Origin of the sequence: Lactobacillus melliventris (assembly GCF_013346935.1) — a bacterium.
In the GTDB taxonomy this organism is placed as follows: Bacteria; Bacillota; Bacilli; order Lactobacillales; family Lactobacillaceae; genus Lactobacillus.
This window is the reverse complement of sequence record NZ_JAAEEB010000004.1, coordinates 26,431-50,322: the sequence shown is the minus strand read 5'-3', so window position 1 is coordinate 50,322 and position 23,892 is coordinate 26,431. Positions and strand designations below refer to the sequence as shown.

Annotated in this window: 34 protein-coding genes, 1 other RNA gene and 1 other annotated feature; all 35 genes read left to right on the top strand. The window is 37.2% G+C overall.

The genetic code is table 11. The features are described 5' to 3' along the window. Positions 1-47: 47 nt before the first annotated feature. The 35 genes from cysS to rimI all read left to right on the top strand — a co-directional run bounded on the left by cysS (position 48) and on the right by rimI (position 23,881). Positions 48-1,472, top strand: coding sequence for a cysteine--tRNA ligase (gene cysS, locus GYV61_RS04650; protein WP_174794979.1), 1,425 nt, complete (start codon positions 48-50; stop codon positions 1,470-1,472). After that, on the top strand, positions 1,465-1,908 hold the full coding sequence (locus tag GYV61_RS04645) for a Mini-ribonuclease 3 (protein ID WP_110446379.1): 444 nt from the start codon (positions 1,465-1,467) through the stop codon (positions 1,906-1,908). The genes cysS and GYV61_RS04645 overlap by 8 nt, the downstream gene beginning before the upstream one ends. Next, complete coding sequence (gene rlmB, locus GYV61_RS04640; RefSeq protein WP_174794978.1) at positions 1,895-2,650, top strand: 23S rRNA (guanosine(2251)-2'-O)-methyltransferase RlmB; 756 nt, start codon at positions 1,895-1,897, stop codon at positions 2,648-2,650. Before GYV61_RS04645 ends, rlmB begins: the two co-directional genes overlap by 14 nt. Before the next feature lie 209 nt (positions 2,651-2,859). After that, complete coding sequence (locus tag GYV61_RS04635) at positions 2,860-3,435, top strand: sigma-70 family RNA polymerase sigma factor (RefSeq protein ID WP_174794977.1); 576 nt, start codon at positions 2,860-2,862, stop codon at positions 3,433-3,435. 72 nt (positions 3,436-3,507) lie between these two features. Further along, positions 3,508-3,726: a P8 family protein gene (locus GYV61_RS04630; protein ID WP_110446376.1), complete on the top strand. Its 219-nt coding sequence runs from the start codon at positions 3,508-3,510 to the stop codon at positions 3,724-3,726. 192 nt (positions 3,727-3,918) lie between these two features. Then, positions 3,919-4,068, top strand: a complete 150-nt coding sequence (gene rpmG, locus GYV61_RS04625) for a 50S ribosomal protein L33 (protein WP_110446375.1) — start codon at positions 3,919-3,921, stop codon at positions 4,066-4,068. 3 nt (positions 4,069-4,071) lie between these two features. After that, the gene (gene secE, locus GYV61_RS04620) at positions 4,072-4,242 is read left to right on the top strand and encodes a preprotein translocase subunit SecE (protein WP_110446374.1); all 171 of its coding nucleotides are present in this window, start codon (positions 4,072-4,074) and stop codon (positions 4,240-4,242) included. Positions 4,243-4,344: 102 nt separating this feature from the next. Beyond that, positions 4,345-4,893: a transcription termination/antitermination protein NusG gene (gene nusG / locus GYV61_RS04615; protein ID WP_038523578.1), complete on the top strand. Its 549-nt coding sequence runs from the start codon at positions 4,345-4,347 to the stop codon at positions 4,891-4,893. 127 nt (positions 4,894-5,020) lie between these two features. Continuing rightward, entirely contained in the window at positions 5,021-5,446 is a 426-nt protein-coding gene (rplK, locus tag GYV61_RS04610; protein ID WP_046325284.1) for a 50S ribosomal protein L11, read from the top strand. A 70-nt stretch (positions 5,447-5,516) separates the two neighbouring features. Next, positions 5,517-6,209, top strand: coding sequence for a 50S ribosomal protein L1 (gene rplA / locus GYV61_RS04605; protein ID WP_038523574.1), 693 nt, complete (start codon positions 5,517-5,519; stop codon positions 6,207-6,209). 137 nt (positions 6,210-6,346) lie between these two features. Continuing rightward, positions 6,347-7,213, top strand: a complete 867-nt coding sequence (locus tag GYV61_RS04600; RefSeq protein WP_174794976.1) for a phosphate ABC transporter substrate-binding protein — start codon at positions 6,347-6,349, stop codon at positions 7,211-7,213. A gap of 1 nt (position 7,214) precedes the next feature. Continuing rightward, the gene (gene pstC / locus GYV61_RS04595) at positions 7,215-8,207 is read left to right on the top strand and encodes a phosphate ABC transporter permease subunit PstC (protein ID WP_174794975.1); all 993 of its coding nucleotides are present in this window, start codon (positions 7,215-7,217) and stop codon (positions 8,205-8,207) included. Between the two features lie 7 nt (positions 8,208-8,214). Beyond that, on the top strand, positions 8,215-9,108 hold the full coding sequence (gene pstA, locus GYV61_RS04590) for a phosphate ABC transporter permease PstA (protein ID WP_174794974.1): 894 nt from the start codon (positions 8,215-8,217) through the stop codon (positions 9,106-9,108). Between the two features lie 10 nt (positions 9,109-9,118). After that, the gene (gene pstB, locus GYV61_RS04585; protein WP_174794973.1) at positions 9,119-9,919 is read left to right on the top strand and encodes a phosphate ABC transporter ATP-binding protein PstB; all 801 of its coding nucleotides are present in this window, start codon (positions 9,119-9,121) and stop codon (positions 9,917-9,919) included. Positions 9,920-9,933: 14 nt separating this feature from the next. Then, positions 9,934-10,689: a phosphate ABC transporter ATP-binding protein PstB gene (gene pstB / locus GYV61_RS04580; protein WP_046325279.1), complete on the top strand. Its 756-nt coding sequence runs from the start codon at positions 9,934-9,936 to the stop codon at positions 10,687-10,689. 15 nt (positions 10,690-10,704) lie between these two features. Then, on the top strand, positions 10,705-11,379 hold the full coding sequence (gene phoU / locus GYV61_RS04575) for a phosphate signaling complex protein PhoU (RefSeq protein ID WP_174794972.1): 675 nt from the start codon (positions 10,705-10,707) through the stop codon (positions 11,377-11,379). Positions 11,380-11,412: 33 nt separating this feature from the next. Next, positions 11,413-11,536: a sequence feature (ribosomal protein L10 leader region), on the top strand. Positions 11,537-11,574: 38 nt separating this feature from the next. Then, a complete protein-coding gene (gene rplJ / locus GYV61_RS04570; RefSeq protein WP_046325277.1) occupies positions 11,575-12,084 on the top strand; it encodes a 50S ribosomal protein L10 in 510 nt (169 codons plus the stop codon). Positions 12,085-12,127: 43 nt separating this feature from the next. Next, positions 12,128-12,493, top strand: coding sequence for a 50S ribosomal protein L7/L12 (gene rplL / locus GYV61_RS04565; RefSeq protein ID WP_046325276.1), 366 nt, complete (start codon positions 12,128-12,130; stop codon positions 12,491-12,493). Between the two features lie 228 nt (positions 12,494-12,721). After that, on the top strand, positions 12,722-13,651 hold the full coding sequence (locus GYV61_RS04560; protein WP_174794971.1) for an SLAP domain-containing protein: 930 nt from the start codon (positions 12,722-12,724) through the stop codon (positions 13,649-13,651). 154 nt (positions 13,652-13,805) lie between these two features. After that, complete coding sequence (locus GYV61_RS04555; protein ID WP_110446369.1) at positions 13,806-14,426, top strand: class I SAM-dependent methyltransferase; 621 nt, start codon at positions 13,806-13,808, stop codon at positions 14,424-14,426. Continuing rightward, positions 14,426-14,935: a tRNA adenosine(34) deaminase TadA gene (tadA, locus tag GYV61_RS04550; RefSeq protein WP_233558046.1), complete on the top strand. Its 510-nt coding sequence runs from the start codon at positions 14,426-14,428 to the stop codon at positions 14,933-14,935. Before GYV61_RS04555 ends, tadA begins: the two co-directional genes overlap by 1 nt. A gap of 26 nt (positions 14,936-14,961) precedes the next feature. After that, an RNA gene (gene ffs / locus GYV61_RS04545) (signal recognition particle sRNA small type) lies at positions 14,962-15,059 on the top strand. Positions 15,060-15,114: 55 nt separating this feature from the next. Continuing rightward, complete coding sequence (dnaX, locus tag GYV61_RS04540) at positions 15,115-16,920, top strand: DNA polymerase III subunit gamma/tau (RefSeq protein WP_174794970.1); 1,806 nt, start codon at positions 15,115-15,117, stop codon at positions 16,918-16,920. Positions 16,921-16,939: 19 nt separating this feature from the next. Next, a complete protein-coding gene (locus GYV61_RS04535; protein WP_174794969.1) occupies positions 16,940-17,269 on the top strand; it encodes a YbaB/EbfC family nucleoid-associated protein in 330 nt (109 codons plus the stop codon). Beyond that, positions 17,270-17,869 carry a recombination mediator RecR gene (gene recR / locus GYV61_RS04530; protein WP_046325271.1) on the top strand — a complete coding sequence of 200 codons (600 nt, stop codon included), beginning with the start codon at positions 17,270-17,272 and terminating at the stop codon, positions 17,867-17,869. After that, complete coding sequence (locus GYV61_RS04525; protein WP_110446367.1) at positions 17,869-18,099, top strand: YaaL family protein; 231 nt, start codon at positions 17,869-17,871, stop codon at positions 18,097-18,099. Before recR ends, GYV61_RS04525 begins: the two co-directional genes overlap by 1 nt. A 103-nt stretch (positions 18,100-18,202) precedes the next feature. Then, complete coding sequence (tmk, locus tag GYV61_RS04520) at positions 18,203-18,850, top strand: dTMP kinase (RefSeq protein ID WP_046325269.1); 648 nt, start codon at positions 18,203-18,205, stop codon at positions 18,848-18,850. A 5-nt stretch (positions 18,851-18,855) separates the two neighbouring features. Continuing rightward, positions 18,856-19,179 carry a cyclic-di-AMP receptor gene (locus GYV61_RS04515; RefSeq protein WP_046325268.1) on the top strand — a complete coding sequence of 108 codons (324 nt, stop codon included), beginning with the start codon at positions 18,856-18,858 and terminating at the stop codon, positions 19,177-19,179. Further along, entirely contained in the window at positions 19,179-20,039 is an 861-nt protein-coding gene (locus GYV61_RS04510; RefSeq protein WP_174794968.1) for a DNA polymerase III subunit, read from the top strand. Before GYV61_RS04515 ends, GYV61_RS04510 begins: the two co-directional genes overlap by 1 nt. A 9-nt stretch (positions 20,040-20,048) precedes the next feature. Continuing rightward, positions 20,049-20,384 (top strand): DNA replication initiation control protein YabA, encoded by a 336-nt coding sequence (gene yabA, locus GYV61_RS04505; protein WP_034980509.1) that lies wholly within the window; start codon positions 20,049-20,051, stop codon positions 20,382-20,384. Between the two features lie 12 nt (positions 20,385-20,396). Beyond that, positions 20,397-21,251 (top strand): 16S rRNA (cytidine(1402)-2'-O)-methyltransferase, encoded by an 855-nt coding sequence (gene rsmI / locus GYV61_RS04500; protein ID WP_174794967.1) that lies wholly within the window; start codon positions 20,397-20,399, stop codon positions 21,249-21,251. Between the two features lie 8 nt (positions 21,252-21,259). Next, the gene (locus GYV61_RS04495; RefSeq protein WP_174794966.1) at positions 21,260-21,997 is read left to right on the top strand and encodes an acyl-[acyl-carrier-protein] thioesterase; all 738 of its coding nucleotides are present in this window, start codon (positions 21,260-21,262) and stop codon (positions 21,995-21,997) included. Between the two features lie 55 nt (positions 21,998-22,052). Continuing rightward, positions 22,053-22,571 carry a folate family ECF transporter S component gene (locus GYV61_RS04490; protein WP_174794965.1) on the top strand — a complete coding sequence of 173 codons (519 nt, stop codon included), beginning with the start codon at positions 22,053-22,055 and terminating at the stop codon, positions 22,569-22,571. A 28-nt stretch (positions 22,572-22,599) separates the two neighbouring features. Next, entirely contained in the window at positions 22,600-23,346 is a 747-nt protein-coding gene (tsaB, locus tag GYV61_RS04485; protein WP_174794964.1) for a tRNA (adenosine(37)-N6)-threonylcarbamoyltransferase complex dimerization subunit type 1 TsaB, read from the top strand. Beyond that, complete coding sequence (gene rimI / locus GYV61_RS04480; protein WP_174794963.1) at positions 23,330-23,881, top strand: ribosomal protein S18-alanine N-acetyltransferase; 552 nt, start codon at positions 23,330-23,332, stop codon at positions 23,879-23,881. Before tsaB ends, rimI begins: the two co-directional genes overlap by 17 nt. The last annotated feature ends 11 nt before the right edge of the window (positions 23,882-23,892 follow it).

Here is a 23,892-nt window from a genome sequence, read left to right as displayed (position 1 = left end):
TCTGGTAAAATGAGAATACAAGATTTTAGAAAGGCAAGTCAGCCGCTGTGAAAATTTATAATACTTTAACTAATACAAAGGAAGAATTTAAGCCGATAGTCCCGGGACAAGTGACAATGTATGTGTGTGGACCAACGGTATATAATTACATTCATATTGGTAATGCCAGAAGCGTCATTGCTTTTGACACAATCAGACGTTATTTAGAATTTCGTGGGTTCAAGGTTAACTATGTGTCCAATTTTACAGATGTAGATGACAAGATGATTGCTGAAGCTCAAACTGAACATCTGACTGTCCCTGATTTAGCTGCAAGATATATTAAAGCGTACCTAGCAGATATTGCTGCTTTAAATGTTGAGCCTGCTACTAAAAATCCTCGTGCTACGCATGAAATCACTGCGATTATCAAATTTATCCAAAAACTAATTGATAAAGGATATGCCTATGAATCAGACGGGGATGTCTATTATCATGCCCGGAAATTTAAGCACTATGGTCAACTTAGCAGTCAAAACATTTCCGAACTTGAAGAAGGGGCTTCTAAGCATATTAATGCTGCAGAACAAGAGCGTAAAAAAGACCCGATTGATTTTGCCTTATGGAAAAAGCAAAAAAGTTCAGCTGAAATAGCTTGGAAATCGCCTTGGGGAATGGGTCGGCCTGGTTGGCACATAGAATGTTCAGTGATGGCTATTAAATATTTGGGAGAAACAATTGATATTCATGGTGGGGGCCAAGACCTGGAATTTCCCCATCACGAAAATGAAATTGCACAAAGCGAAGCTGTAACAGGTAAAACCTTTGTTCATTACTGGATGCACAATGGTTTTGTGACAGTCGGGGCAGATGCAGAAAAAATGTCTAAGTCACTGCACAATTTCGTGACTGTCCACGATTTACTGCAAGAAGTGGATCCACAAGTATTGCGCTTTTTTATGGCAAGCGTTCAATATCGCAGACAAATTAACTATTCAGCGGAAAATTTAAAACAGGCGCAAATTATTTTACAGCGGTTCAAAAATACATTTAATAACCTGGAATACCGCCTAAAAGATGATTCAACTAGTGAAAAGTCAGAATCTCTAGCCGCTAAAATTAAAGATACTGAGCAAAAATTTGTCACAGCTATGGACGATGACTTTAATGTGCAAAATGCTTTAACTGCCATTTACGATTTATTACCAGAAATAAATGCTAATATTAATGCTAAAAATGCTGATAAAGGTGCTCTTAAAAAAGCGGCTAAGCTTTTAACAAGCTGGCTGGCTGTTTTCGGAATAGACAGACAGCGCTTAATTACCGCTGAAAATCAAAATGATGATGAGCAAGTTCTGCGACTAATTAAAAAACGTGAAGAAGCACGGAAAAATAAAGATTGGGCACAAAGCGATGCGCTGCGTGATGAATTAAAGCAAATGGGCATCACAGTTGAAGATACCCCGCAAGGAACGAGGTGGCTACGTGAGTAAAACTAAAATAATGATAGAAAATGATGTTAATCCAGAGACCTTAAATGGGCAAACTTTAGCTTATCTTGGGGATGCTGTTTATGAAATATTTATTAGGCGTCACCTCATTAAATGCGGCATTGTTAAACCCCAGTCTTTGCAAAGACGGGCAACCCATTACGTTTCGGCTAAGGCACAGGCAGCATTAATTACAAAACTGCAAGAAGATAATCTGCTGACAAAAGATGAAATTGCAACTTTTCATCGCGGAAGAAATTCAAAAACTTATACGAAAGCCAAAAACACCAGTTTAGCCACCTACCAATTATCTACAGGTTTTGAAGCAGTTTGGGGCTACTTGGAACTTTTAAATAAAAAAAATCGTATTCAAGAATTAACTGAGTGGTGTATTAAAACTATTGAGAATGGGGGCATTGAGAAGTATGACTTCAAGTGACAAGGATTTTGTCTATGGCCGGCATGCTGGGCTGGATTATTTAAGAACACAAGATGCTGATCACATTAACAAAATTTTTCTGCAACAAGGAATAAAAGAAAACTTTGCTAATGAGGTTTATGCCCTGGCTAAGCAAAAGGGCTTAATTATACAAACTGTTCCTAAAAGTAAATTGGATAAGTTAGTTCAGGGTGAGAATCATCAAGGACTAGTTTTAACAGTTGCGAGTTTCGAATATGCTGATTTGGAACAATTATTAGAGCAGTTTGCAAATACCAAAGAGGATCCATTTTTATTAATGCTTGATTCAATTGAAGATCCGCACAATTTAGGCTCTATTTTAAGAACTGCTGATGCAACTGGCGTTGATGCAATTATCATTCCTAAAAGAAGAGCTACTGGTTTAACTTCTGTGGTCGCCAAAACTTCAACTGGTGCGATTGACTATGTGCCGGTAGCACGGGTAAACAATCTTGTGCAAACTGCAAAGATGCTTAAAAAGCGAGGCTATTGGCTTTTTGGTACTGATATGAAAGGTACAGATTATCGTCAATGGAATAGTAATGGTAAAACAGTTTTGGTAATCGGCAATGAAGGCAAAGGAATATCACGACTGCTTAAAGAGCAGATGGATCAGATGTTGACTTTACCCATGGTCGGTCATGTACAATCACTTAATGCCAGCGTCGCCACAGGTATTTTGCTTTATCAGATGCTTAATAGTAGAAATCCACTCCCATAATTTCGTAACACTTTGGTTTAACCAGAGTGTTTTTTTATTGCAAAATTCTAAAAAACTTTTTTAAGTTTAATGCAGCTTTAACAAATTTAACTTTTTGTCATGGCTAAGTTAACACAAAAAAATAGTTGCTGAATTTGAACCTAAGTTCGATTTTTAGGATATTTTGGTTGTTGTATTCTTCAGAAAAATTTACCAAAAGGAGAAATTAAATGAAGGATACCGAAAAAATAATTAAAAGTGAGGCGGAGTTAATTCGACAAATTAAAGAAGGTGATGATGAGGCGCTAATAAATTTATGCCAGCTTTATAAACCTTTGATTAATAAAATTAAGAACATATATCATGTTCGCTACTATGATAGTCAGGACTGGGAGCAGGATGCGATGATTATTTGTCATGAATCGGCGATTGGTTTTGATTTAAATAAAGGAAAATTCGGCAGCTATTATAAGACCAGGCTTACCAACCATGCGAGATCTCTGGTTAGATATGATAATGCTTATCGCAGACAAGCACTGAAACAATCAATTTCTTTAGAAACGGCAAAGAAAAATCATATTTTGCCCCTAAATAAGTCTTTTGCCTCTATACCAGAAATACCTTTAAGTGAAAACATTGCTATTTTAACCGCAAGATTATCTGATTTGGAAATTAATGCGCTGCTAGTGGGATTAGGCATTAAGGACCAAGAAGATGTAATCAACAATTTAAAGATCAGCCAGCTAACTTTAGCAAGAGCGCGTTCGCGCCTTGTCCAAAAAATGCGCCAAACATTGCTCAATTAGTATTTTTATAGTATACATTTAGAAAATGCGGTATAATTTTACTTGTAGAATAATTTTTAGGAGGTAGTTAAGATGGCAGAAGATGTTATGAAGACTGCATTGTTAGATCGTCACATGAAAGAAGTTTTTGACTGGAGTGATTCAGATCTTCCAGTTAGAGATGCACTTTGGGATTATTTTATGGAAAAGAATGGTAAAGATACCATTAAGACTGAGGAAGCTATGCTCCCATTCCTAAAAGATACTGACGATAAAATCGAATCCTTCGTAAACGAAAATCTTAAGAAGTAAATCCGACTAATACAATGTTCTACGCACAGTGGTCACGCAATAGTTTGGCCACTATAAAGCAGCTGCTTGAAGAAGCAACTGCTTTTATTATATTTTTGTAAGCTTGAACTTAATCAATTTTATAGGTAATTATTAAATTAATTGCTTAAGCAATTAATTTTTGCTAAAATACAATAGTTTGGAAGTGAGATTATGGCAGTGAAAAAAGCATCTTTGGCCTGCAGTATTTGCGGCTCTCGTAATTACTCAATCACCGCAAGTAAAAATCGCACTCAGCGGCTTGAATTGAAAAAGTTTTGTAAGCATTGCGGTAAAATGACTATACATAAGGAAACGAGGTAAGTTATGGTTAAATTTTTTAAAAGTGTAGTTGAAGAAATGCGTTTGGTTACTTGGCCAACTGCTAAACAAAATCGTCATGACACAGCAATCGTAATTGTTTCCTCAATTTTGTTTGCAGCATATTTAGGTTTGCTTGATTTATTGCTAACCAATATTACTCAAATTGTTATGTAATAGCACAGTTTATCTGTTTGTGGTACAATGAAATAAGTTATAAAAGTCCTCTGACGCAAGAGGCTTTTTTGTTTGCCAAAAATAAAAGGAGAATTTCTAATAATGGTAGAAACAACTAAGAAGCAGTGGTATGTACTTCATACTTACTCAGGATATGAAGATAAGGTTAAATCGGATCTATTATCACGTGCACAAAGTATGGGAATGCAAGATTATATCTTTCGCGTTATGGTTCCTGAGCAAGAAAAAATTGAAAAAGTAAATAATAAGAAAAAAGAAGTAGAAGAAAAAATCTTTCCGGGCTATGTTCTGGTGGAGATGGTAATGACGGATGAAAGCTGGTTTGTTGTCCGTAATACACCAAATGTTACCGGCTTTGTAGGCTCACATGGTGGTGGCTCGAAACCATCTCCTCTTTTAGAAGAAGAAGTAAACAGACTTTTACGCCAGCAAGGTGAACCGGCTAAAAGACCACAAATTGACTTTGAAGTTGGGGAAACTGTTACTATTATTGATGGCGCTTTTAATGGTGTTGAAGGCAAGATTACGGAAATTCAGCCGGATAAATATAAGTTGTTTGTTTCGGTTGACATGTTTGGCCGTGCTACTACCACTGAGCTTGACTATGATCAAGTGAAGAAGATTAGTTAATAAATAGGTCAATTATTGCAAAATTGCTAAATCGATGATACTATATTAAAGTACTTTTATTATTGTGGGAGGAAAAGTAGGTAACTTTTCCATTTTAACCACGCACGGAATCAAGGAGGTTTTGACCGTGGCAAAGAAAGTTGTAAATGTTGTTAAATTACAAATTCCAGCTGGTGCTGCAACACCCGCTCCACCAGTTGGTCCAGCTTTAGGTCAAGCAGGTATTAACATTGTTGGTTTTACTAAGGACTTCAATGCTAGAACTGCTGACCAAAAAGGCATGATAATTCCTGTAGTCATCACAGTCTACGAAGATCGTTCATTCGATTTCGTAACTAAGACTCCACCAGCTCCAGTTCTTTTGAAACAAGCTGCTAAGATCGACAAGGCATCTGGTGAACCTAATACCAAGAAAGTTGGTAAGGTTACCAAGGATCAAGTTAAGGAAATTGCTGAAACAAAGATGAAGGACCTTAACGCTGCTGATGTCGAAGCTGCTATGCGGATGATCGAAGGCACTGCTAGAAGCATGGGTATCGAAGTCGAAGACTAATCCTGTTATTTATAACAATTTAGGTGGGAGAGTTTAAACTCGCTTGACCACATATTAAGGAGGAAATCACATGCCAAAGCATGGTAAAAAATATTTAGAAGCTGCTAAAAAAGTAGATTCAAAGAAATTGTATTCAGTTGCTGAAGCGATTAAGTTAGTTAAAGAAACTTCATACGCTGGCTTTGATGCATCAGTTGAGGTTTCATACAACTTAAGCGTTGACCCTAAACAGGCTGATCAACAAATTCGTGGTTCACTGGTATTGCCTAACGGTACTGGTAAGACCCAAAAAGTGATTGTATTTGCCGATGGTCCTCAAGCTGAACAAGCTAAGGCAGCTGGTGCTGACGAAGTTGGTTCTGACGATCTGGTTGAAAAAGTACAAAATGGTTACTTAGACTTTGATGTTGTTGTTGCTACGCCAACAATGATGGCTAAAGTCGGTCGCTTAGGTCGTATTTTAGGACCTAAAGGCTTGATGCCAAACCCTAAGACCGGTACTGTAACAATGGATATTGAAAAAGCCGTTAAGAATGTTAAGGCTGGTCAGGTTGAATACCGTGTTGACCGTCAAGCTGCTATTCATGCTGCTATCGGAAAAGTTTCATTTACTGATGAACAGTTAATTGAAAACTTTGATGCTTTACGTGACGTTATTTTACGTGCACGTCCATCAGCAGCTAAGGGTCAATACATTAAGAGCGTAGCTGTGGCTGCAACCTTTGGCCCTGGAATTAAACTTGATCCATTAAATTTGGACTAAAACAAAATAGTTAACTAAAGCAACTTTGCTATCTTGGCAAGTTGCTTTTTTTCTCTTTGCAAGTATTTATGATTGGTCTATGGTGAAAGTTTTGATAAACTAGAGCTGAAATTATTTGTCTAATTGAGGGAATTATTATGAAAAAAAGTAATTTGGGTGCACTGCTGGCATTAATCTTATTTATGCCCCTTTTTTTAACTGGCTGCAGTCAAAACCGGGAAAAAATTACTATAGTCGGCTCTAGTGCCTTACAGCCTTTAATAGAACAAGCAGGTAATGATTATCACCTGGCTCATCTTAGCAGCAATATTGTGGTTCAAGGTGGAGGTTCCGGTACCGGTTTAAGTCAAGTGCAGGCCGGAGCTGTAGAAGTAGGTACTTCAGATGTTTATGCGGAAACACAAAAAGGTATTGATGCCAAAAAACTGGAAGATTTTCCAGTCGCTGTAGTTGGCATTGTTCCAATTGCTAATAAAGGCGTTGGGGTTAAAAACTTATCTCCGAAGCAACTTTCTGATATTTTTACCGGTAAAATTACAAATTGGCGTCAAGTAGGTGGCAAAAATCAGTCAATCATTGTGATTAATCGTTCACGTGGCAGTGGTACAAGATCTACATTTGAAGATTTGATTTTAAAAGGAAAAGACGCGGTAAATTCTCAAGAGCAAGATTCTAACGGTACGGTTAAAAAGATTGTTAATTCAACGCCTGGTACTATTTCTTATATTTCTTTTCCCTACGCTAATGACCAAAATATTCAAAAAATAAGTATAAATCATGTTCAGCCCGAAAATAAAAATATTCCTACGAATAAGTGGCCGCTTTGGTCCTATGAGCATATGTACACAAAAGGCCAGCCTAATAAGGCAACGGCTGCTTTTATCAAATATGTATTAAGCGAAAAAGTACAAAAAGATTTGGTTCCCAAAATTGGCTACATAAGTGTTCACGAAATGAAAGTAACACGCAATAGTCAAAATAAGGTTACGAAGTTAGGTAAATAAAATGGCAAAAAAAGAACAAGACTTACAGCAAGTGGTTGAAAATGCAATTGCCGAACAAAAAGTACCTCACGTTAAGTTTAAAGGCATTGATCCTAAAAATATTGATGTTGATCGTCTGACTAAGCCATCGAAAGAAACACGACAAGAGTGGTGGGGCAGAGGACTAACATTTTTAGCAATTATCTTAATTGGCATACTGATAATTGCAATTATTGGCTTTGTTGGAATGCATGGTTTGGCTACTTTCATTGATAACAAAGTAAATATCTTCCATTTTCTGTTTTCTACTGACTGGAATCCCAGTGCTGGTAAGAACCACGTTGGAGCAGCAGCAATGATTGTAACTTCGTTTGCAGTAACATTACTAGCAGCGTTAATTGCGACACCTTTTTCCATTGCCGTAGCACTATTTATGACTGAATATGAATCAGGCAAAAGGGTGCAACTATTGCAATCGGTAATGGAGTTATTAGTAGGAATACCATCTGTAGTTTACGGCTTTATTGGCTTAATGGTAGTTGTTCCTGCTGTTAGAACTATTTTCGGCGGAACAGGTTTTGGTATTTTGACAGCGACATTAATACTTTTTGTAATGGTTTTGCCTACAATTACTTCTTTAACAGTTGATGCATTTAAAGCTATTCCAAAGGATTTACGCAAATCTTCCTCCGCTTTGGGCGCAACAAAATGGCAGACTATATATCACGTTGTCTTACGGGCTGCGCGCTCGCGTATTATGACAGCTATTATCTTTGGTATGGCTCGTGCTTTTGGGGAGGCCCTGGCTGTTCAAATGGCAATCGGAAACGCAGTCTTAATGCCTTATAACTTGGTGAGCCCAGCAGCTACTTTAACAAGTCAATTGACTAGTCAAATGGGTAATACTGTTATGGGAACTTTACCTAATAATGCGTTATGGTCATTGGCACTTTTACTGTTAATTATGTCATTGGTGTTCAATTTCCTAGTACATTTAATTGGAAAGAAGAGTTAATAGTATTATGAATGCAAAAAAAACAAATCGAATTGCTACTGGCGTAATTTATTTTTTAGTGGGAATTGTTATACTGCTTTTGGTGGGAATTCTAGGTAATATTTTGGTTTCAGGGATACCACATTTATCTTGGCATTTCTTAAGTTCAGCATCATCATCCTTTGAAGCAGGCGGAGGAATTAGAGACCAACTGTTTAATTCTCTTTACCTTTTACTGCTAACGCTGATTATTTCCCTGCCAATCGCTCTGGGAGCTGCTATTTATTTAGCTGAATACGCCCCAGACAACTGGTTTACGCAATTAATTAGAACTACTATCGAAATTTTGAGTTCATTACCATCAATTGTCGTCGGTCTTTTTGGCTATCTTCTGTTTGTAGTTCAATTTGGTTTTGGCTTCTCTATCCTTGCTGGTGCTCTAGCACTAACCTTTTTTAATTTACCTACTTTGACCAGCAATATCGAAGAAGCAATTAAAGGAGTTCCTCAGACCCAAAGAGAAGCTGGCTGGGCTTTGGGGTTGTCAAATTGGAAAACCATTCATGGTATTGTCTTACCAGCTGCCCTACCCGGAATAATTACTGGTGTGATTTTAAGCGCCGGAAGAGTTTTTGGCGAGGCTGCTGCTTTAATTTACACCGCTGGGCAGAGTGGCTCTACCGTAGATTATTCAAACTGGAATATGTTTAGTCCTACTAGTTTTTTGAATATAATGCGTCCTGCTGAGACATTAGCTGTACACATTTGGAAAGTAAATACTGAAGGTATAATACCTGATGTCAACGTGGTGTCTGCTGCAACTTCAGCGCTGTTAGTAATTGTGGTCATCATCTTTAACTTTGGTGCACGTGCACTTGGCAACTGGCTCTATAAACGGCTAACCGCTGCCAAGATAAAGTAGGAGGGTTCTTATGGAAAATTGGCAAAATCAAAAAAGCTACATTAAGACCTTTGATGAGGATGAATGCGCAATATCAACAAATAATTTAAGTGTTTTCTATGGTGGTACCGTTCAGAAGTTGTTTGATGTCAGTTTAGGCTTTAAGAAAAATACAATCACTGCTTTAATTGGAGCTTCTGGATCAGGAAAATCAACTTTTCTGCGTTCACTCAATCGTATGAATGATCGGGTAGCCCGGGTTGATGGCAGTATTATGTTTCATAATCTTGATGTTAACCAAAGTAAAATTAATGTCTATGAATTGCGTAAAGCAATTGGTATGGTTTTTCAAAAACCAAATCCTTTTCCAAAATCGATTAGAGAAAACATCACTTATGCTTTGAAAGCTAATGGGCAACAGAACAAAAAGAAACTAGATCAGTTAGTTGAGGAAAGTCTCAGAGCAGCTGCTTTGTGGGACGAAGTCAAAGATAAGCTGGATCAGAGTGCTCTAGCTCTTTCTGGTGGTCAGCAGCAAAGACTGTGCATTGCGCGAGCCATTGCATTAAAACCAGAAATTTTACTTCTAGATGAACCAGCCAGCGCTTTAGATCCGGTATCTACTGCCAAGCTTGAAGATACGCTGAAGCAACTACGCAAAAAATATACCATGGTTATGGTAACCCACAATATGCAGCAGGCTTCAAGAATTAGTGAGTATACAGCATTCTTTCATCTAGGACATGCGTTAGAATATGATACTACAACCAATATTTTTACTAATCCTCAAGGTGAAATCACTGAAAAGTACATTCAAGGAAGTTTTGGATAAAGGTGGCGTTATTAATGACAAATGTAATGGAGGCAAAAAATGTTAAACTTAAATACGGCAATTTTGAAGCCTTACATGGAATTAGTTTAGCATTTCCTGCACAAAAATTGACCGCCTTGATCGGGCCTTCCGGTTGTGGCAAATCAACCTTCTTGCGTTGCCTAAATCGCATGAATGACGATATTGATGATATTAAAATTACCGGTGAAATTTTGTTAGAAGGTAAAGATATCTATCATTCTCATATCGACTTAGTTGCTTTACGTAAGAAAGTGGGTATGGTATTCCAGCAACCAACACCGTTTCCGTTTTCAGTTTTTGATAACGTCGCTTACGGCTTGCGTATAGCTGGGGTCAAAGATAAGGAACTGATTGAGCAGAGAGTTGAAGAAAGTTTAAAGCAAGCTGCAATTTGGAACGAAACAAAAGATAGCCTGCAGCGCAATGCCCTTGCTTTTTCAGGAGGACAACAACAACGTATCTGCATAGCCCGGGCGCTGGCAATTAGGCCGGAAGTGGTTTTGCTTGATGAACCAACTTCTGCTTTAGACCCAATATCAAGTTCTGAAATTGAAGAAACGTTAATGGCATTAAAACAAAAATATACTTTTATTATGGTGACACACAACTTGCAACAAGCGAGTCGGGTTTCAGACCAGGTAGCTTTTCTGATGAATGGTGAGTTGATCGAATCTGGTTCGACACAGGAAATGTTCTTGTCACCTAAGAAAGAAATGACAAACAATTATCTTAATGGCCGTTTTGGCTAAATTTGGAGGTGGATTATGCACGAAATATTTTTAGACGAATTGAAGAAATTGAATGCTCGGTTTATGGAGATGGGAGTTTTAGTTAATGACCTGATCGATAGAGGTACGCGTTCTTTCGTCGAACATGATAAAAAAGCAGCGCAACAAATGATTGCGGAAGATAAGGAAGTTGCCAAAGAGGCTGTTAAAATAGAAAAAAAGGCTTTGGAACTAATGGCTTTACAGCAGCCGGTTGCGACTGACTTCCGAGTTGTTATCAGCATTTTAAAAGCTACAACAGACTTAGAAAGAATAGGAGAAAATGCTAATAGCATTGCTATTGAAACTGTCAGAGTTAAAGGTAATCCACGTCTGCCAGATGTTGAAAAGATAATTTCCAACATGACTCATCAGGTGCGCGAGATGCTGGTACAAGTATTAACGGCTTATGTTCAGGAAAATGAAAATGATGCCAGACAAATGGTACTTGGTCATGCCAAAGTTTATAAGGATTATAAAAACGCCAGACAAATGATTATAGACGGAGTTGAACAAGAACCTGATGCTGCAGTGGCTTCTGCCAGCTATTTTGTCATTATTAGATTACTTGAAAGAATTAGCGATCACATTGTGAACTTGGCGAGTTGGGTAATTTATAAAACTTCGGGTGAATTATTCGAATTAATTAAGCCTGATCCGAAAGAAAAATAATTAACTTGCATTTAGAATATAATCCTGTTATATTTAATAAAGTAAATTCTACCTAAGACTCGGGTGGCATGACGCCTTAATTTCCCGCCGAGGCCAGAAGATAATGAAGAGTTTGAAGCTCCATGTCTTTCTTGGCATGGAGTTTTTATTTGGGCCTGATGGAATTTATTATTAATTTGATGGAGGTGAAATCGAGTGAGTAAAGCTGCTATTGCTGAAAAAGAGAAGTTCGTTGACGCGTTTGCTGAAGAACTTAAAGCTGCAAAAGCAATCTTGGTAATTGATTACCTTGGCTTAACTGTTGAAGAAGTTACTAACATGCGTAAGGAACTTCGTGAAAACGACGTTAACATGAAGGTTGTTAAGAATACTTACTTAAGACGTGCTGCTGCTAAGGCTGGTATTGAAGGCCTTGAAGAGACTTTTGTTGGTCCTACTGCTGTAATTTATACTGATAATGCTGAAGATATTACTGAACCAGCACGTATTGTTTCTAAGTACGAAGATAATTATGATGTTATCGACATTAAGGGTGGTATGCTAGAAGGCAAATTGACTTCTAAAGAAGAAATCAAAGAGCTTGCTGCCATTCCTGGACGCGAAGGTTTACTGTCAATGCTTGTTTCTGTATTACAAGCTCCAGTACGCAATTTCGCATATGCTGTTAAAGCTGTTGCTGATTCAAAAGATGAATCTGCAGAATAATTAATGTAATTGATATCTAAAAATTTTGGAGGATAAAATAAGTATGGCTTTAGATACTGATAAGATTATTGAAGACTTAAAAGGTGCTTCAATTCTTGAATTAAATGACCTAGTAAAGGCTATTGAAGATGAATTTGGTGTTTCTGCTGCTGCTCCAGTTGCTGCTGCAGGTGCTGCTGGTGGCGAAGCTGCTGCTAAGACATCATTTGATGTTGAATTGACAGAAGCTGGCCAAGAAAAGGTTAAGGTTATTAAGGCTGTCCGTGATATTACTGGACTTGGCCTTAAGGACTCAAAAGATCTTGTTGATGGCGCTCCTAAGAACGTTAAGGAAGGCGTTTCTGAAGACGAAGCTAATGACATTAAATCTAAGCTTGAAGAAGTTGGCGCTACAGTTACAGTTAAATAATTGTAGTCTAGCTAACCAAGCTAATAAAGGACGTATTTGCGATAAGCAGGTACGTCCTTTTTATATTACCTAAGGAAATGGTTTTACTATACATTTAGGTATCATAACTACTAATAACACCTTATAATATAATAAAAAAGATAGTTATTTATTTGTTAAAAGGTTGGTGCTATTATTGATTTAAAAATGTACAGATAAAAATGTACAGAAAAACAAAAGGAGAAGTAAATGAAAAAGATTAATTATCATAAACTTGTGGCTGCAGCAGTAGCAATCACAAGTATTGCAAGTGGGTTATTTGTTGATTCAAGGATTACTGCAGCTAAGTCAGTTTCAGGCAGTATCGTCTTGAAAGCGCCAGCAGTAAAAAGGGTGAAGGTCAAAAGAAAAGCAAATCTATATAACAATAAAGGGCGCAAGTTAAAGAAAATAGTTTTGAAAAAGGGCAGAAAATTAACTGTTATCAAAAAAGCCACCAAAATAAGAGGTAAGAAGTTTTATTTTGTGACTAAAAATAAGCTGATTTTGGCCAAAGATGTTACTACTTTAAAAGCGAAAGCTAAAAAACCACAAAAGTTGCCGGCAAATCCGACAAACCCTTCCGCTACCCAAGATAAAGTAACACCACCAAATTCGACCAATACAGGTACAACTCAGACTGCTAAAAAGAACGCAAAAATTGAAAGTTTTTCTCTTAGTGAATTTAGACAAGAATTTTTAAAAAAATTGAATGAAGAAAGAGCTCAACGTGGGCTCAATGCTGTTAGTGAAGATGCTAATCTTGACGAAATAGTTCAGAACAGAACAAAATTATTACCTGATAATTTTGCACACGTAGATGCTGCTGGCAATTTCATTTTGAATGATTTCTTTAATAAAGCTGGAGTGAAGCGTCACAGTACAGCGGAATGCTTAGCAATGTTTCCTTGGGGTGTAGACGTGAACCACTCAGACAATAGTTTGCTTGATGCTACGAAAAACGCAAGCAGTGCATTAGTTGCTGACAATATGATTTACGAATATATCTATAATGATGCTGAATCTAATTGGGGTCACCGTGACATTTTACTCGATCCGAGTGCCAAAACAATTGGTCTGGGTGCAATAGCAGAAAATGAAAGCGAGCAGATATATTCTTCAGTTGGTGTAATTTATTAATTACTAAACTTAAATAAAAGTTTTAATTATAAAAATAATAAATCTAATTATGTTTTGAAATAATTTTCTAACATAGTTAGATTTTTATTTTGTTTGCAAAAATGCTATTGTCCGCTAAAATTAATTAGATAAGGTTTTAAGAAATGAGCAAATTATGATTGATAAAGAAAATCAAATGTATTTCACTGAAAATCCTACTTCCGCGCATAATGAACGCGTCATTGACTATCAAGTTAATGGGATTGATCTTAAATTTACTACTGATGCAGGAGTTTTTTCCAAAACGCGCGTAGATTACGGTTCAGGTGTCTTAATTAAAGAAATGGCAAACATTGTTTTCCCTCAAAATAACATTCTGGATGTCGGAACTGGTTATGGTCCTATTGGACTGTTTGCAGCCAAATTTTGGCCCGATCAAACTGTAGATATGGTTGATATTAACGAGCGAGGACTGGTTCTGGCGAAAGAAAACGCTGCAGTTAATGGAATAAAAAATGTCAATATTTATAAGTCAGATGTTTACGAAAATGTTTCTGACGAACCAAAATTTGGTTTAATTGTGACTAATCCGCCTATTCGAGCAGGAAAGAGCGTCGTTTCTAATATCTTAAATTGTGCCAAGAGTCATCTTGTCCAAAATGGTGTTTTATTAGTCGTGATCCAGAAGAAGCAGGGAGAACCCAGTGCGCGCAAATTGCTAATTAAAACTTTTGGTAACTGTGTGATATTAAAAAGAGATAAAGGTTACTATGTATTGCAGGCGGTGAATAGGTAATGCCATTTTCAAGCGCTGACAAAAAGAATTTTATGCAACTAGCTTTTAAACAGGCCGAAAAAGCGCAAAGCTTGGGGGAAGTTCCAATTGGCGCCGTAATAATTGCGCCAGATGGGCAAGTTATTGGAGAAGGGTTTAACCGGCGAGAATTAGACCAAGACGCGACGCAACATGCCGAAATGATTGCAATCAGGCAAGCTTGCTCAAAGTTCGGTACCTGGCGTTTAATTGACTGCAGTCTTTTTGTCACCTTAGAGCCTTGTCCAATGTGTGCGGGTGCAATTATTAATTCCCGCATTAAAAATGTCTTTTTTGGTGCACTTGATCCTAAAGCTGGTGCAGCTGGCAGCGTGGTTAACCTTTTTGAAATAGCCAAATTTAACCATCATCCCCACGTAATTCGGGGATTATATCGTGAAGAAGCCAGTCAAATGCTGAAAAGCTTTTTCAAAGAGATCAGACAAAAGCAGAAAGCAGCAAAAGACTCTGGTAAAAATTTCGCAAATTAGTGGAAAAATACTGTAAAATAAGGTAATATATCTTATGGGCAATGTTTGACCTCCAAAGCGTGTCAGGACCGGAAGGTAGCAGCACTAAGGTTGCTCGGGCATGTGCCTTTTATTAGATAATTACAAACTCTTAACTCTTTCGCAAGAGTTAAGAGTTTTTTACTAGGGAAGACTGATCAATGGCTTATCAAGCGTTATACCGCAAATGGAGACCGCGCACTTTTGCTAGTGTGATTGGTCAAAATGATATTACGGATACTTTGAAAAATGCAATTAAGCGCGGTACAATCTCCCATGCCTTTTTATTTGCTGGGCCACGTGGTACTGGGAAAACTTCCTGTGCCAAGATCTTTGCTAAAGCTTTGAATTGTACCAACCTGCAAAACGGTGAACCATGTAATAAATGTGCTAATTGCCTGGCAGCTGATAAAGGTGCAATGGCGGATATTATGGAGATTGATGCGGCTTCCAATAATGGTGTTGATGAAATACGCGACATCAGAGATAAAGTAAAATACGCACCAACTCAGGGTAAATACAAAGTATATATCATTGATGAAGTCCATATGTTGTCAATGGGTGCATTCAATGCTTTGCTTAAAACATTAGAAGAACCGCCAGAGCACGTTGTTTTCATCTTAGCTACTACTGAACTGCAAAAAGTGCCGGCAACAATAATATCAAGAACTCAGCGTTACAATTTCAAGCGTATCTCTCAAGCAGACCTAGAAAAGCGAATGAAGTATATACTGGAGCAAGAAAAGATCAGTTATGAAGATAAGGCTTTGGCTGTGATTGCTCAGGTAGCTGATGGTGGTATGCGGGATGCTTTGAGTATCTTAGACCAACTGTTGAGTTTTGACAAAAACAAAGTTGAGTATGATTCGGCTCTTGAAATAACTGGATTTGCCGCTAAAGAAAAAATTGAACAGATTTTATTAGCTATATTGAATGAGGATGCAACTAAAGCATTATCTTTAGCACAAACCGAACTTGCTAATGGTGCTAGTACGAAAAATATTTTAGATGAACTTATTGAAATGGCGACTAATGCCTTAATGGTTATTAAAACCAATGACAGTAGCCAGAACCTCTTTTTAAACGATGACTTTATTGAACAGATTAAGGAAGTTGCTCCTAAACGCTATTTTCAATTAATTTCTGCGGCTAATACCGCATTAAATGATTTACGTTATACTAATCAGCAACAAATTCCGCTAGAAGTATTTGTAGTTGAATGTGCTGGGAAAAAGGTTAGTACGGCGGACTCTAAGAATGTTATATCAGGGTCTGCCAATTCTCAAAATGCTGACCCGGATTTGACGAAAGAAATAGCAGCGTTAAAGAAGCAAGTTACGGCTTTAACCAAAAAAGTTGCCAGTTTAAGTAAAAAACAAACTAGGAACAGCGATCAGATTTTTCATCTTGACAATGTTGCAGCCGACCGATTTGATAAAAACAATGGCAAAGGTTCTAAAATAAAGTCTGCCGCCAAACCTAAAAAAGCAAATAAAAACAGAAAAAAGGCCAATCAACAAAATCGTAAGCAAGTTTACCATGTGTTAGAAAATGCCACGAAGGATGACCTCACCGCTATCAAAAATGTTTGGCCCGATTTGCAATCTGTTTTGGGTGTTTCGCAAAGAGCTTTGTTAGATGTACTTGAGCCGGTTGCTGCTAGTGCGAATCAAGTAGTAATGAAATGTAAATACACCCTTTGGTTTGAAAAAGCTAGTGAAGATGGCAATTTATTAGATATTTTGACTGAAGAAATTGCTAAATTTACTAAGCATAATTATGAAATAGTGCTAGTACCTGATGAAGATTGGGCCACAGTACGTAAAGAATTTATACAGAAACATGGTAAAGAATTACTTGATAAGCAAAAGCAAAAAGATTCAGAATCAGAACAGGCTGAATCAGATAAGCAGATAGTGGATAAAGCCAAAGAGTTATTTGGTGACACAGTAAATGTTAAAGACTAGAATTTAAGGAGACAAGATAATGAGTAAAAGACCTAATTTTGGTGCCATGGGCGGTATGAATATGCAACAAATGATGAAACAGGCCAAAAAATTGCAAGAGCAAATGGCTCAGGAACAAGAAAATATTACCGCCCAGGAATTTGTGGGCAAATCTGCAGATGATTTAGTCGTAGCTACTTTTAGTGGTGATCGTAAATTAAAAAATATTACCATTAAAAAGGATGCAATCGACCCAGATGATCCAGATATGCTGCAAGATTTAGTTATTGATGCCGTTAACAAAGGTCTGCAAGAAATTGATCAAGCTACGCAGCAAAGTTTAGGCAAGTATACGAAGGGTATGATTTAATTGCAATATCCAGCACCGATTGCGCATTTAATTGATTCTTATATGAAATTACCTGGTATTGGTGAAAAAACAGCAACAAGGCTTGCTTTTTATACTCTTGATATGCCAGATGAAGATGTTCACGGCTTTAGTACAGCACTAACAGAGGTAAAAGAAAAGCTTCATCGCTGTTCTATTTGTGGCAACATTACGGAAAAGGATCCGTGCCTAATCTGCAGTAATCCTGAACGTGACCAGTCGACTATTATGGTGGTTGAACAGCCTAAAGACGTGATGGCTTTTGAAGACATGGGTGAATATAGTGGTCTATATCATGTTCTGCACGGTGTTTTATCACCAATGGATGGTATTGGGCCAGAAGAAATTAATATTAAGTCACTGATTGTTCGCTTGCAAAAACAGGATGATGTCAAAGAGGTTATTTTAGCTTTAAATTCAACTCCCGAAGGTGAATCAACAGCGATGTATATTAGCAAACTAATTAAGCCTGCTGGAATTAAAGTAACCCGCCTGGCTGCTGGTTTGGCTGTCGGTAGTGATATTGAATATGCTAATTCGATTACTTTAAAAAGAGCGGTACAAGGGAGAACTTCAATCTAATGGCTCGTAATAAAGTTAAAAAAATGGGTGACGAATTGCTAATGGCCACAATTGAAGATTTGCAGGAACAAATTGCTGTTCAAAAAAATCTTGATCCAACGACACTTGATATGTCTGAGGATAACGTGGTATCAGGTAAAATTTTAAGAGCAAAATATTCTTTTTTATATAATGAAGCTCGTCATCGTAATACAAGATTTAGTGGTTTTTCTAATGCGATTTCAGACTAAAAAGTCCTTAGTGAAAGGACTTTTTATTTTGCACAAAAATTAAAAGTACGTTGGGGTGTTCATATAAAGAGAACTCTTGTAAAATAGAGACATGGAGAGTTTTATGAAAAGTTATTTTATCAGTTTCGAAGGACCAGATGGGTCAGGAAAAAGTACAGTTTTAAAGCAGGTTGTAGCTCAAATAGGTCCTAGACTTAAGACACAATATCTAGTAACTAGGGAACCTGGAGGCTCAAAAATTGCAGAAAAAATCCGGCAATTAATTTTGGATCCTGTGAATGAAGAAATGTCCGCTAAAACTGAAGCATTGCTTTATGCAGCTTCTCGCAGCCAACACATGTTTGAAACTGTGATACCGGCTCTTAAAGCTGGTAAGGTAGTTTTCTCTGATCGATTTGTTGATAGTTCACTTGCTTATCAAGGAGCAGGACGAGATTTGGGTATTGCCGCTGTGAAACAGATTAATGATTTTGCCACCAGTAAAATTGAACCCGATCTCACTATTTTTCTCGACGTTAAACCGCAAATTGGCTTAGACAGGATTGCCCAAGAACGAGCTGGTCAAGAAGACCGTTTGGAACAGGAAAAATTAATTTTTCATCAAAAAGTTTACCGGGGCTATCAAGAAGTAAATCAAGCTTATCCTAAAAGAATAGTGGTAGTTAATGCAAATAAACCACTCAATTTGGTTGTAGAGGATTGTGTTAAAATAATTGCAAACCGATTACCAGCAGATTTGTTAAAGGACTGATTAAGATGAAATTAATAGTTGCAATTGTTCAAAAAGAAGATGCTAACCGTTTGCAGCGTACCTTTGTTAAAGAGAGTATTCGCGCAACTAAACTTGCTACAACAGGTGGATTTCTTAGTGAAGGTAATACGACCTTTCTTATCGGTATAGATGATAAGCATGTTAAACAAGTTTTGCGTATTATCAAGGATGAATCCAAATCACGTGAAGAATATATGAATCCGAATATGGTAATGACAGGCTTTGATATTAGTAGTCAACCGATAAAAATTACAGTTGGTGGGGCTACTTGCTTTGTCTTGCCTGTTGAAGAATTTAAGCAATTCTAATGTCTGTCAATATTAAGGAAGCGGGCCAGAAGCAAACTGAACTTTTGCGTCAGGCATTTGAACAAAATAAACTGGCGCACAGTTATTTATTCGTTGATGCTAATGAAATTCAGGCTTTAAATACAGCCTATTGGTTAGCCTGTCTTTTTAATTGTAGTGGTAGTAAAAAACCAGATGGTACTTGTCAGAACTGCCGGCAGATTATTTCAGGCAATCACCCGGATGTTTTGCTGGTAAAGCCCGAAGGCAAGCAAACTTTGGGCATCGATCAAGTGCGCATTTTAAAAGAAGAACTGGCTAAAAGTCCGGTTCAAAGCAGTGTCCGTTTCTTTTTTATTAATGAAGCACAAAAGTTAACTTTGCCTGCAGCTAATGCTTTGCTTAATTTACTAGAAGAGCCTATTGCACCTGTCGTTACAATTTTAATCACCAATAATACTGATCAAATTTTGCCAACAATTCGGTCACGTACTCAGATTATTAATTTTGCGAATAATGAAAAAGAGAATGGTAAAAGTGCGGAATTATTAGCAAATGGCTTCAGTCCTAGTGAAGTTAGTGAGCTGGAAGATACAACTAAATTAGATAAAGATACTAAATATTTTTACCAAGAAATGATTGAGCACAACTCATTATCACTTGTCAGCGCGCACCAGTTGGCAGAAATAGCAAGAAGCAAAAGTGAACAAAATTATATTCTCTTTTTACTTAAGAAATGGGCACAAGAGGAATTAGAAAATAATCATCAAGATGATGGAGCAAGAATGCTAAAGTATTTGCTTGAAATTGATAAGATGCAGTACAGCAATGTTAGTTTTCGTAATTTACTTGATTTTCTTGCTTTGCAGTGGAAACGGTAGGTGTTCGTGGTGGATTCATATTCAAAGTTGGAGCAGCTTCACGATTCGATGGTCAGCATGACCAAAACAATCGAAAGTTTAGAGAATAGTATTTTAGAGACTTTAAAAGAAAATACTGAATTAAAAGTAGAGAATCAATTGCTGCGCGAAAAAATGGACAAAATGAATAATGCCCACAATAGTACCGTAAAAACTCAAAGTGGCCTTGAATCTTTGCGGCAAATTTACAGCTCAGGTTATCATATTTGTAATATGTACTATGGCTCTCACCGTGATCCTAATACAGACTGCATGTTTTGCCTGGATATTCTTGATAATTTCGGTGAAAAAAAGAAGAAACATTAAAGGACTGATCAAATGCAGAGGCAAAGTAGTTATGCCCAAGAAAATGGTAAGCTTTATCTAGTGCCAACTCCGATTGGTAATTTGGAAGACATTACAATTAGAGCAAAAAAAGTTTTACAGGAAGCTGATTATATCGCAGCTGAAGATACCAGAACAAGTGGCATCCTACTTGAAAAAATTGGGGTTCATAATCATATGCTTTCCTTTCATAAGTATAATTCAAAGGAAAGAGCGCCCGAATTGATTAAATTAATGACGAAGGGTGCAGTTATCGCAGAAATTAGTGACGCTGGAATGCCCGTCATTTCTGATCCGGGTTATATTTTAGTCCAAGAGTGTATCAAGAATAATATTCCAGTTGTCCCTTTACCAGGTGCTTCCGCCTTTACTACTGCCTTGATTGCCTCTGGCTTTGATGCTCAGCCATTTACTTATTATGGCTTTTTACCGCGGAAAAAGAGTGAGCAAAAATCCTTTTTTGAACAAATGAATAAAGCACGCGCAACTTCTGTTTTTTATGAAGCACCACATAGATTGGTTAAAACTCTTAATAATTTGTCCGAAATTCTGGATTCTGAGCGTCAAATTGTTGTCGCCAGAGAACTGACTAAGATTCACGAGGAATTTGTTCGTGGTACAATCAGTGAAGTAACTAATTACTTTGAGCAAAATGCGCCGAGAGGTGAATTTGTGATTTTGGTTTCACCAAATACCAAGCAAGCTGAAAAATTATCTTGGACTGCACTAATTGCGTTAGTAGAGCAGTTGGTTGCTAAAGGAAAAAGCAAAAAAATGGCAATTAAGGAGATTGCTCAGGAAAATCACGTTTCAAAAAATGAGTTATATGAACGTTATCATCAAAAGTAGGTGAAATTATGAAGTACAGTGAAAAACATATTGTAAATTATTATGAATGTGATGAAAATAAAAATTTAAAATTACCTGCGATGATTGATTTGATGATGAGTGTTTCGGAGCATCAATTAGATTCAGGTAATGGTAGTACTAACGCTTTGACCAAGAGGGGATTAGGTTGGGTCGTGACGCAATATCATATGGAAATTGCCCGCCTGCCCCATCCAAATGAAGAAATTATACTTACAACTGAGCCATTTGGCTATAACCGTTTTTTGGAATATAGAAATTATGTATTTACCGATCAGACTGGAAATGAGTTGATAACAGTAAAGAGTGAATGGGTTTTATTTGATTTAAAGACCCGCAAATTAGTATCAACTGATAAGGAAATGATGGCTGAATTGGGAATACCACTCTTGAAAAAGCTGCCTCGTTTTCCAAGACTGCGGGTCCAGGAAAATTACGAGAGAAAACGGCAGTATCGCGTACGCTATGATGATTTGGATACCAACCATCACATGACTAATGGTCACTATTTTAATTGGTTTCTTGATACGCTTGACCGCGATTTTTTAAAAAATCATGTCGTCAAGACTATTGATATTAAATTTAATCTTGAGGTCCGTTATGCGCAAACGCCATATGCATGTGTAAACTTAATCAAAGATGGTGACACTATAAAATCATTTCATGCGATTGCGGATGAAGACAAAAAGGATAAAGCTGTTTGTGAACTAACTTGGCGCAAAATATAATATAATTATTTTTTGTGTTCTAACATAATTTAATTAAAGAAAGAAAGTGTTCCAAATGACTATTAAAGAAATGTTTAAGGTCGAATTGCGTGATCTTGTACTCTTAGGAATTATTGTCGCAATGAAGATCATTCTTAGTCGTTTTACAGTCGGATCAACTGTTGTTCATGTAAGTTTGGGCTTCATCGGAAGCGTAATGCTGGGATTCTTATTTGGGCCTGTTTGGGGTAGCGTTGGCGGTGGAATTAGTGACTTGGTTTCATCGGCTTTATTCGGTAATCAAGGGGGCTTTTTTATCGGCTTTACCCTGAGTGCAATGATTGGTCCGTTTATTTATGGCTTGGTATTTTATCAAAAGCCAGTCAAAATTTGGCGCATTATTTTGGCAACTTTATTAGTGACAGTTGTTGTTAATATCGGCTTAAATACACTTTGGGTTCACCTTTTATATGGCATTGACTATTCCGTTGCACTTATTCAAAGAATTCCGAAGGAAGCCATTACCCCCTGGGTGGAAATGATTGTTAGTTATTTTGTTTTAAACGCAATTTCAAGGGTTAGGATTAACAGATAATTTTCGAAAAGAGTAAAAATATTTTAGAATGAAAATTTTGAGTATGTCGACTGCGACAAATAATTTAAGTGTGGCTTTAAATGATGGTGCTAAAGTAATTATGGAAAAGAATGAATTTGATCAGCGTAATCACAGCGCACATTTGGACCCATTAATTGCCGAAATTTTGAAAGAAAATAATCTAAGATTAGCAGAAATTGATCGTTTTGCCGTTGCAATTGGACCAGGTTCATACACTGGTTTACGTATTGGTGTTACGACAGTAAAAATGTTTGCCAGCATTTTACATAAAGGTGTAGCAGGCATTTCTACCTTACAAGCATTGGCAACTAGTTGTGCAGAAAAAGACACTTTAATAGTGGCTGGGATTGATGCTCGTAATGACAATTACTTTGCGGGTGCTTATGTCAATAAGGAAGATGATTGGGGTCCTGAATGTGTAATACCTGATGGGCACTATCATATTGACACACTTTTAAGCGCAGTAGCAGAATATTGTGCAGATAACAATCTGGAAAATGTTATTTATGTTGGTTCTGGCTTTGAAAAACAAAAAGAGGCCATCAAAAAGATAAATATTCCCTTTAATTTTGGAACAGAAAAACAAAACATTGTTCATGCTGGTTTAATAGGTAAGTTGGCTGTGGATGCTCAACCCGATGATCCTGACCAGTTGTTGCCAAACTATTTACGGCGCACACAAGCTGAAATTGATTGGCATAAAAAGACCGGAGAAGCATACAAACCTGACAGTAACTATGTGGAAGAAATTTAAGTGTTTCTGGCCTTTTTTATTTGTGGCGCAAAAGAAAAAGTTTGTTAACTTTACTCCAGAAAAATTCATTATAAAGCACTCTATCCTGGATATTAGACAAGCTCAATTTGAGGACATTTCTGCGATCTTGTTACTTGAGCAAAGTTTATATCAAGGAGAGGAGCCTTGGAGCGGAGCAATTTTTCAAACTGAATTGGGCAAAAAGAATTCACTTTATTTACTTGTTCTGCAGTCGCAATTGGTAGTTGGGCTAATTGGTGTCCGAATTGATAATAGTAAGGCGCACATTACCAATTTAATGGTTGATTCCGCTTGGCAAAAAAGAGGCATAGGTACTTATTTAATCAGAAAAGTAATTGAAATTGCCCAAGAAAAAGGCTGTGAGGAACTTAGCCTGGAAGTAAGAGAGGATAATTTGAATGCCCAAAAGTTATATCAAAAATTAGGTTTTGTTACAACTTTCGTCTGGCCCAATTATTATCAGGACTCTAAGCAAAACGCGTTTAACATGGTGCTTAAATTGGCAAGTGACTAAAAGAAAGGAAA

Excerpts from the sequence above, each read along its gene's own strand:
- tmk (WP_046325269.1), top strand. The coding sequence starts at position 18,203 with ATGAAAAGTTATTTTATCAGTTTCGAAGGACCAGATGGGTCAGGAAAA.
- rpmG (WP_110446375.1), top strand. The coding sequence starts at position 3,919 with ATGGCAGTGAAAAAAGCATCTTTGGCCTGCAGTATTTGCGGCTCTCGT.
- GYV61_RS04495 (WP_174794966.1), top strand. The coding sequence starts at position 21,260 with ATGAAGTACAGTGAAAAACATATTGTAAATTATTATGAATGTGATGAA.
- rplA (WP_038523574.1), top strand. The coding sequence starts at position 5,517 with ATGCCAAAGCATGGTAAAAAATATTTAGAAGCTGCTAAAAAAGTAGAT.
- tadA (WP_233558046.1), top strand. The coding sequence starts at position 14,426 with ATGCCATTTTCAAGCGCTGACAAAAAGAATTTTATGCAACTAGCTTTT.
- rplL (WP_046325276.1), top strand. The coding sequence starts at position 12,128 with ATGGCTTTAGATACTGATAAGATTATTGAAGACTTAAAAGGTGCTTCA.
- GYV61_RS04630 (WP_110446376.1), top strand. The coding sequence starts at position 3,508 with ATGGCAGAAGATGTTATGAAGACTGCATTGTTAGATCGTCACATGAAA.
- pstC (WP_174794975.1), top strand. The coding sequence starts at position 7,215 with ATGGCAAAAAAAGAACAAGACTTACAGCAAGTGGTTGAAAATGCAATT.
- GYV61_RS04525 (WP_110446367.1), top strand. The coding sequence starts at position 17,869 with ATGGCTCGTAATAAAGTTAAAAAAATGGGTGACGAATTGCTAATGGCC.
- GYV61_RS04560 (WP_174794971.1), top strand. The coding sequence starts at position 12,722 with ATGAAAAAGATTAATTATCATAAACTTGTGGCTGCAGCAGTAGCAATC.
- dnaX (WP_174794970.1), top strand. The coding sequence starts at position 15,115 with ATGGCTTATCAAGCGTTATACCGCAAATGGAGACCGCGCACTTTTGCT.
- GYV61_RS04555 (WP_110446369.1), top strand. The coding sequence starts at position 13,806 with ATGATTGATAAAGAAAATCAAATGTATTTCACTGAAAATCCTACTTCC.
- GYV61_RS04510 (WP_174794968.1), top strand. The coding sequence starts at position 19,179 with ATGTCTGTCAATATTAAGGAAGCGGGCCAGAAGCAAACTGAACTTTTG.
- rsmI (WP_174794967.1), top strand. The coding sequence starts at position 20,397 with ATGCAGAGGCAAAGTAGTTATGCCCAAGAAAATGGTAAGCTTTATCTA.
- pstA (WP_174794974.1), top strand. The coding sequence starts at position 8,215 with ATGAATGCAAAAAAAACAAATCGAATTGCTACTGGCGTAATTTATTTT.
- GYV61_RS04635 (WP_174794977.1), top strand. The coding sequence starts at position 2,860 with ATGAAGGATACCGAAAAAATAATTAAAAGTGAGGCGGAGTTAATTCGA.
- GYV61_RS04535 (WP_174794969.1), top strand. The coding sequence starts at position 16,940 with ATGAGTAAAAGACCTAATTTTGGTGCCATGGGCGGTATGAATATGCAA.
- GYV61_RS04515 (WP_046325268.1), top strand. The coding sequence starts at position 18,856 with ATGAAATTAATAGTTGCAATTGTTCAAAAAGAAGATGCTAACCGTTTG.
- GYV61_RS04600 (WP_174794976.1), top strand. The coding sequence starts at position 6,347 with ATGAAAAAAAGTAATTTGGGTGCACTGCTGGCATTAATCTTATTTATG.
- rlmB (WP_174794978.1), top strand. The coding sequence starts at position 1,895 with ATGACTTCAAGTGACAAGGATTTTGTCTATGGCCGGCATGCTGGGCTG.
- phoU (WP_174794972.1), top strand. The coding sequence starts at position 10,705 with ATGCACGAAATATTTTTAGACGAATTGAAGAAATTGAATGCTCGGTTT.
- pstB (WP_046325279.1), top strand. The coding sequence starts at position 9,934 with ATGACAAATGTAATGGAGGCAAAAAATGTTAAACTTAAATACGGCAAT.
- tsaB (WP_174794964.1), top strand. The coding sequence starts at position 22,600 with ATGAAAATTTTGAGTATGTCGACTGCGACAAATAATTTAAGTGTGGCT.
- nusG (WP_038523578.1), top strand. The coding sequence starts at position 4,345 with ATGGTAGAAACAACTAAGAAGCAGTGGTATGTACTTCATACTTACTCA.
- rimI (WP_174794963.1), top strand. The coding sequence starts at position 23,330 with ATGTGGAAGAAATTTAAGTGTTTCTGGCCTTTTTTATTTGTGGCGCAA.
- GYV61_RS04490 (WP_174794965.1), top strand. The coding sequence starts at position 22,053 with ATGACTATTAAAGAAATGTTTAAGGTCGAATTGCGTGATCTTGTACTC.
- secE (WP_110446374.1), top strand. The coding sequence starts at position 4,072 with ATGGTTAAATTTTTTAAAAGTGTAGTTGAAGAAATGCGTTTGGTTACT.
- pstB (WP_174794973.1), top strand. The coding sequence starts at position 9,119 with ATGGAAAATTGGCAAAATCAAAAAAGCTACATTAAGACCTTTGATGAG.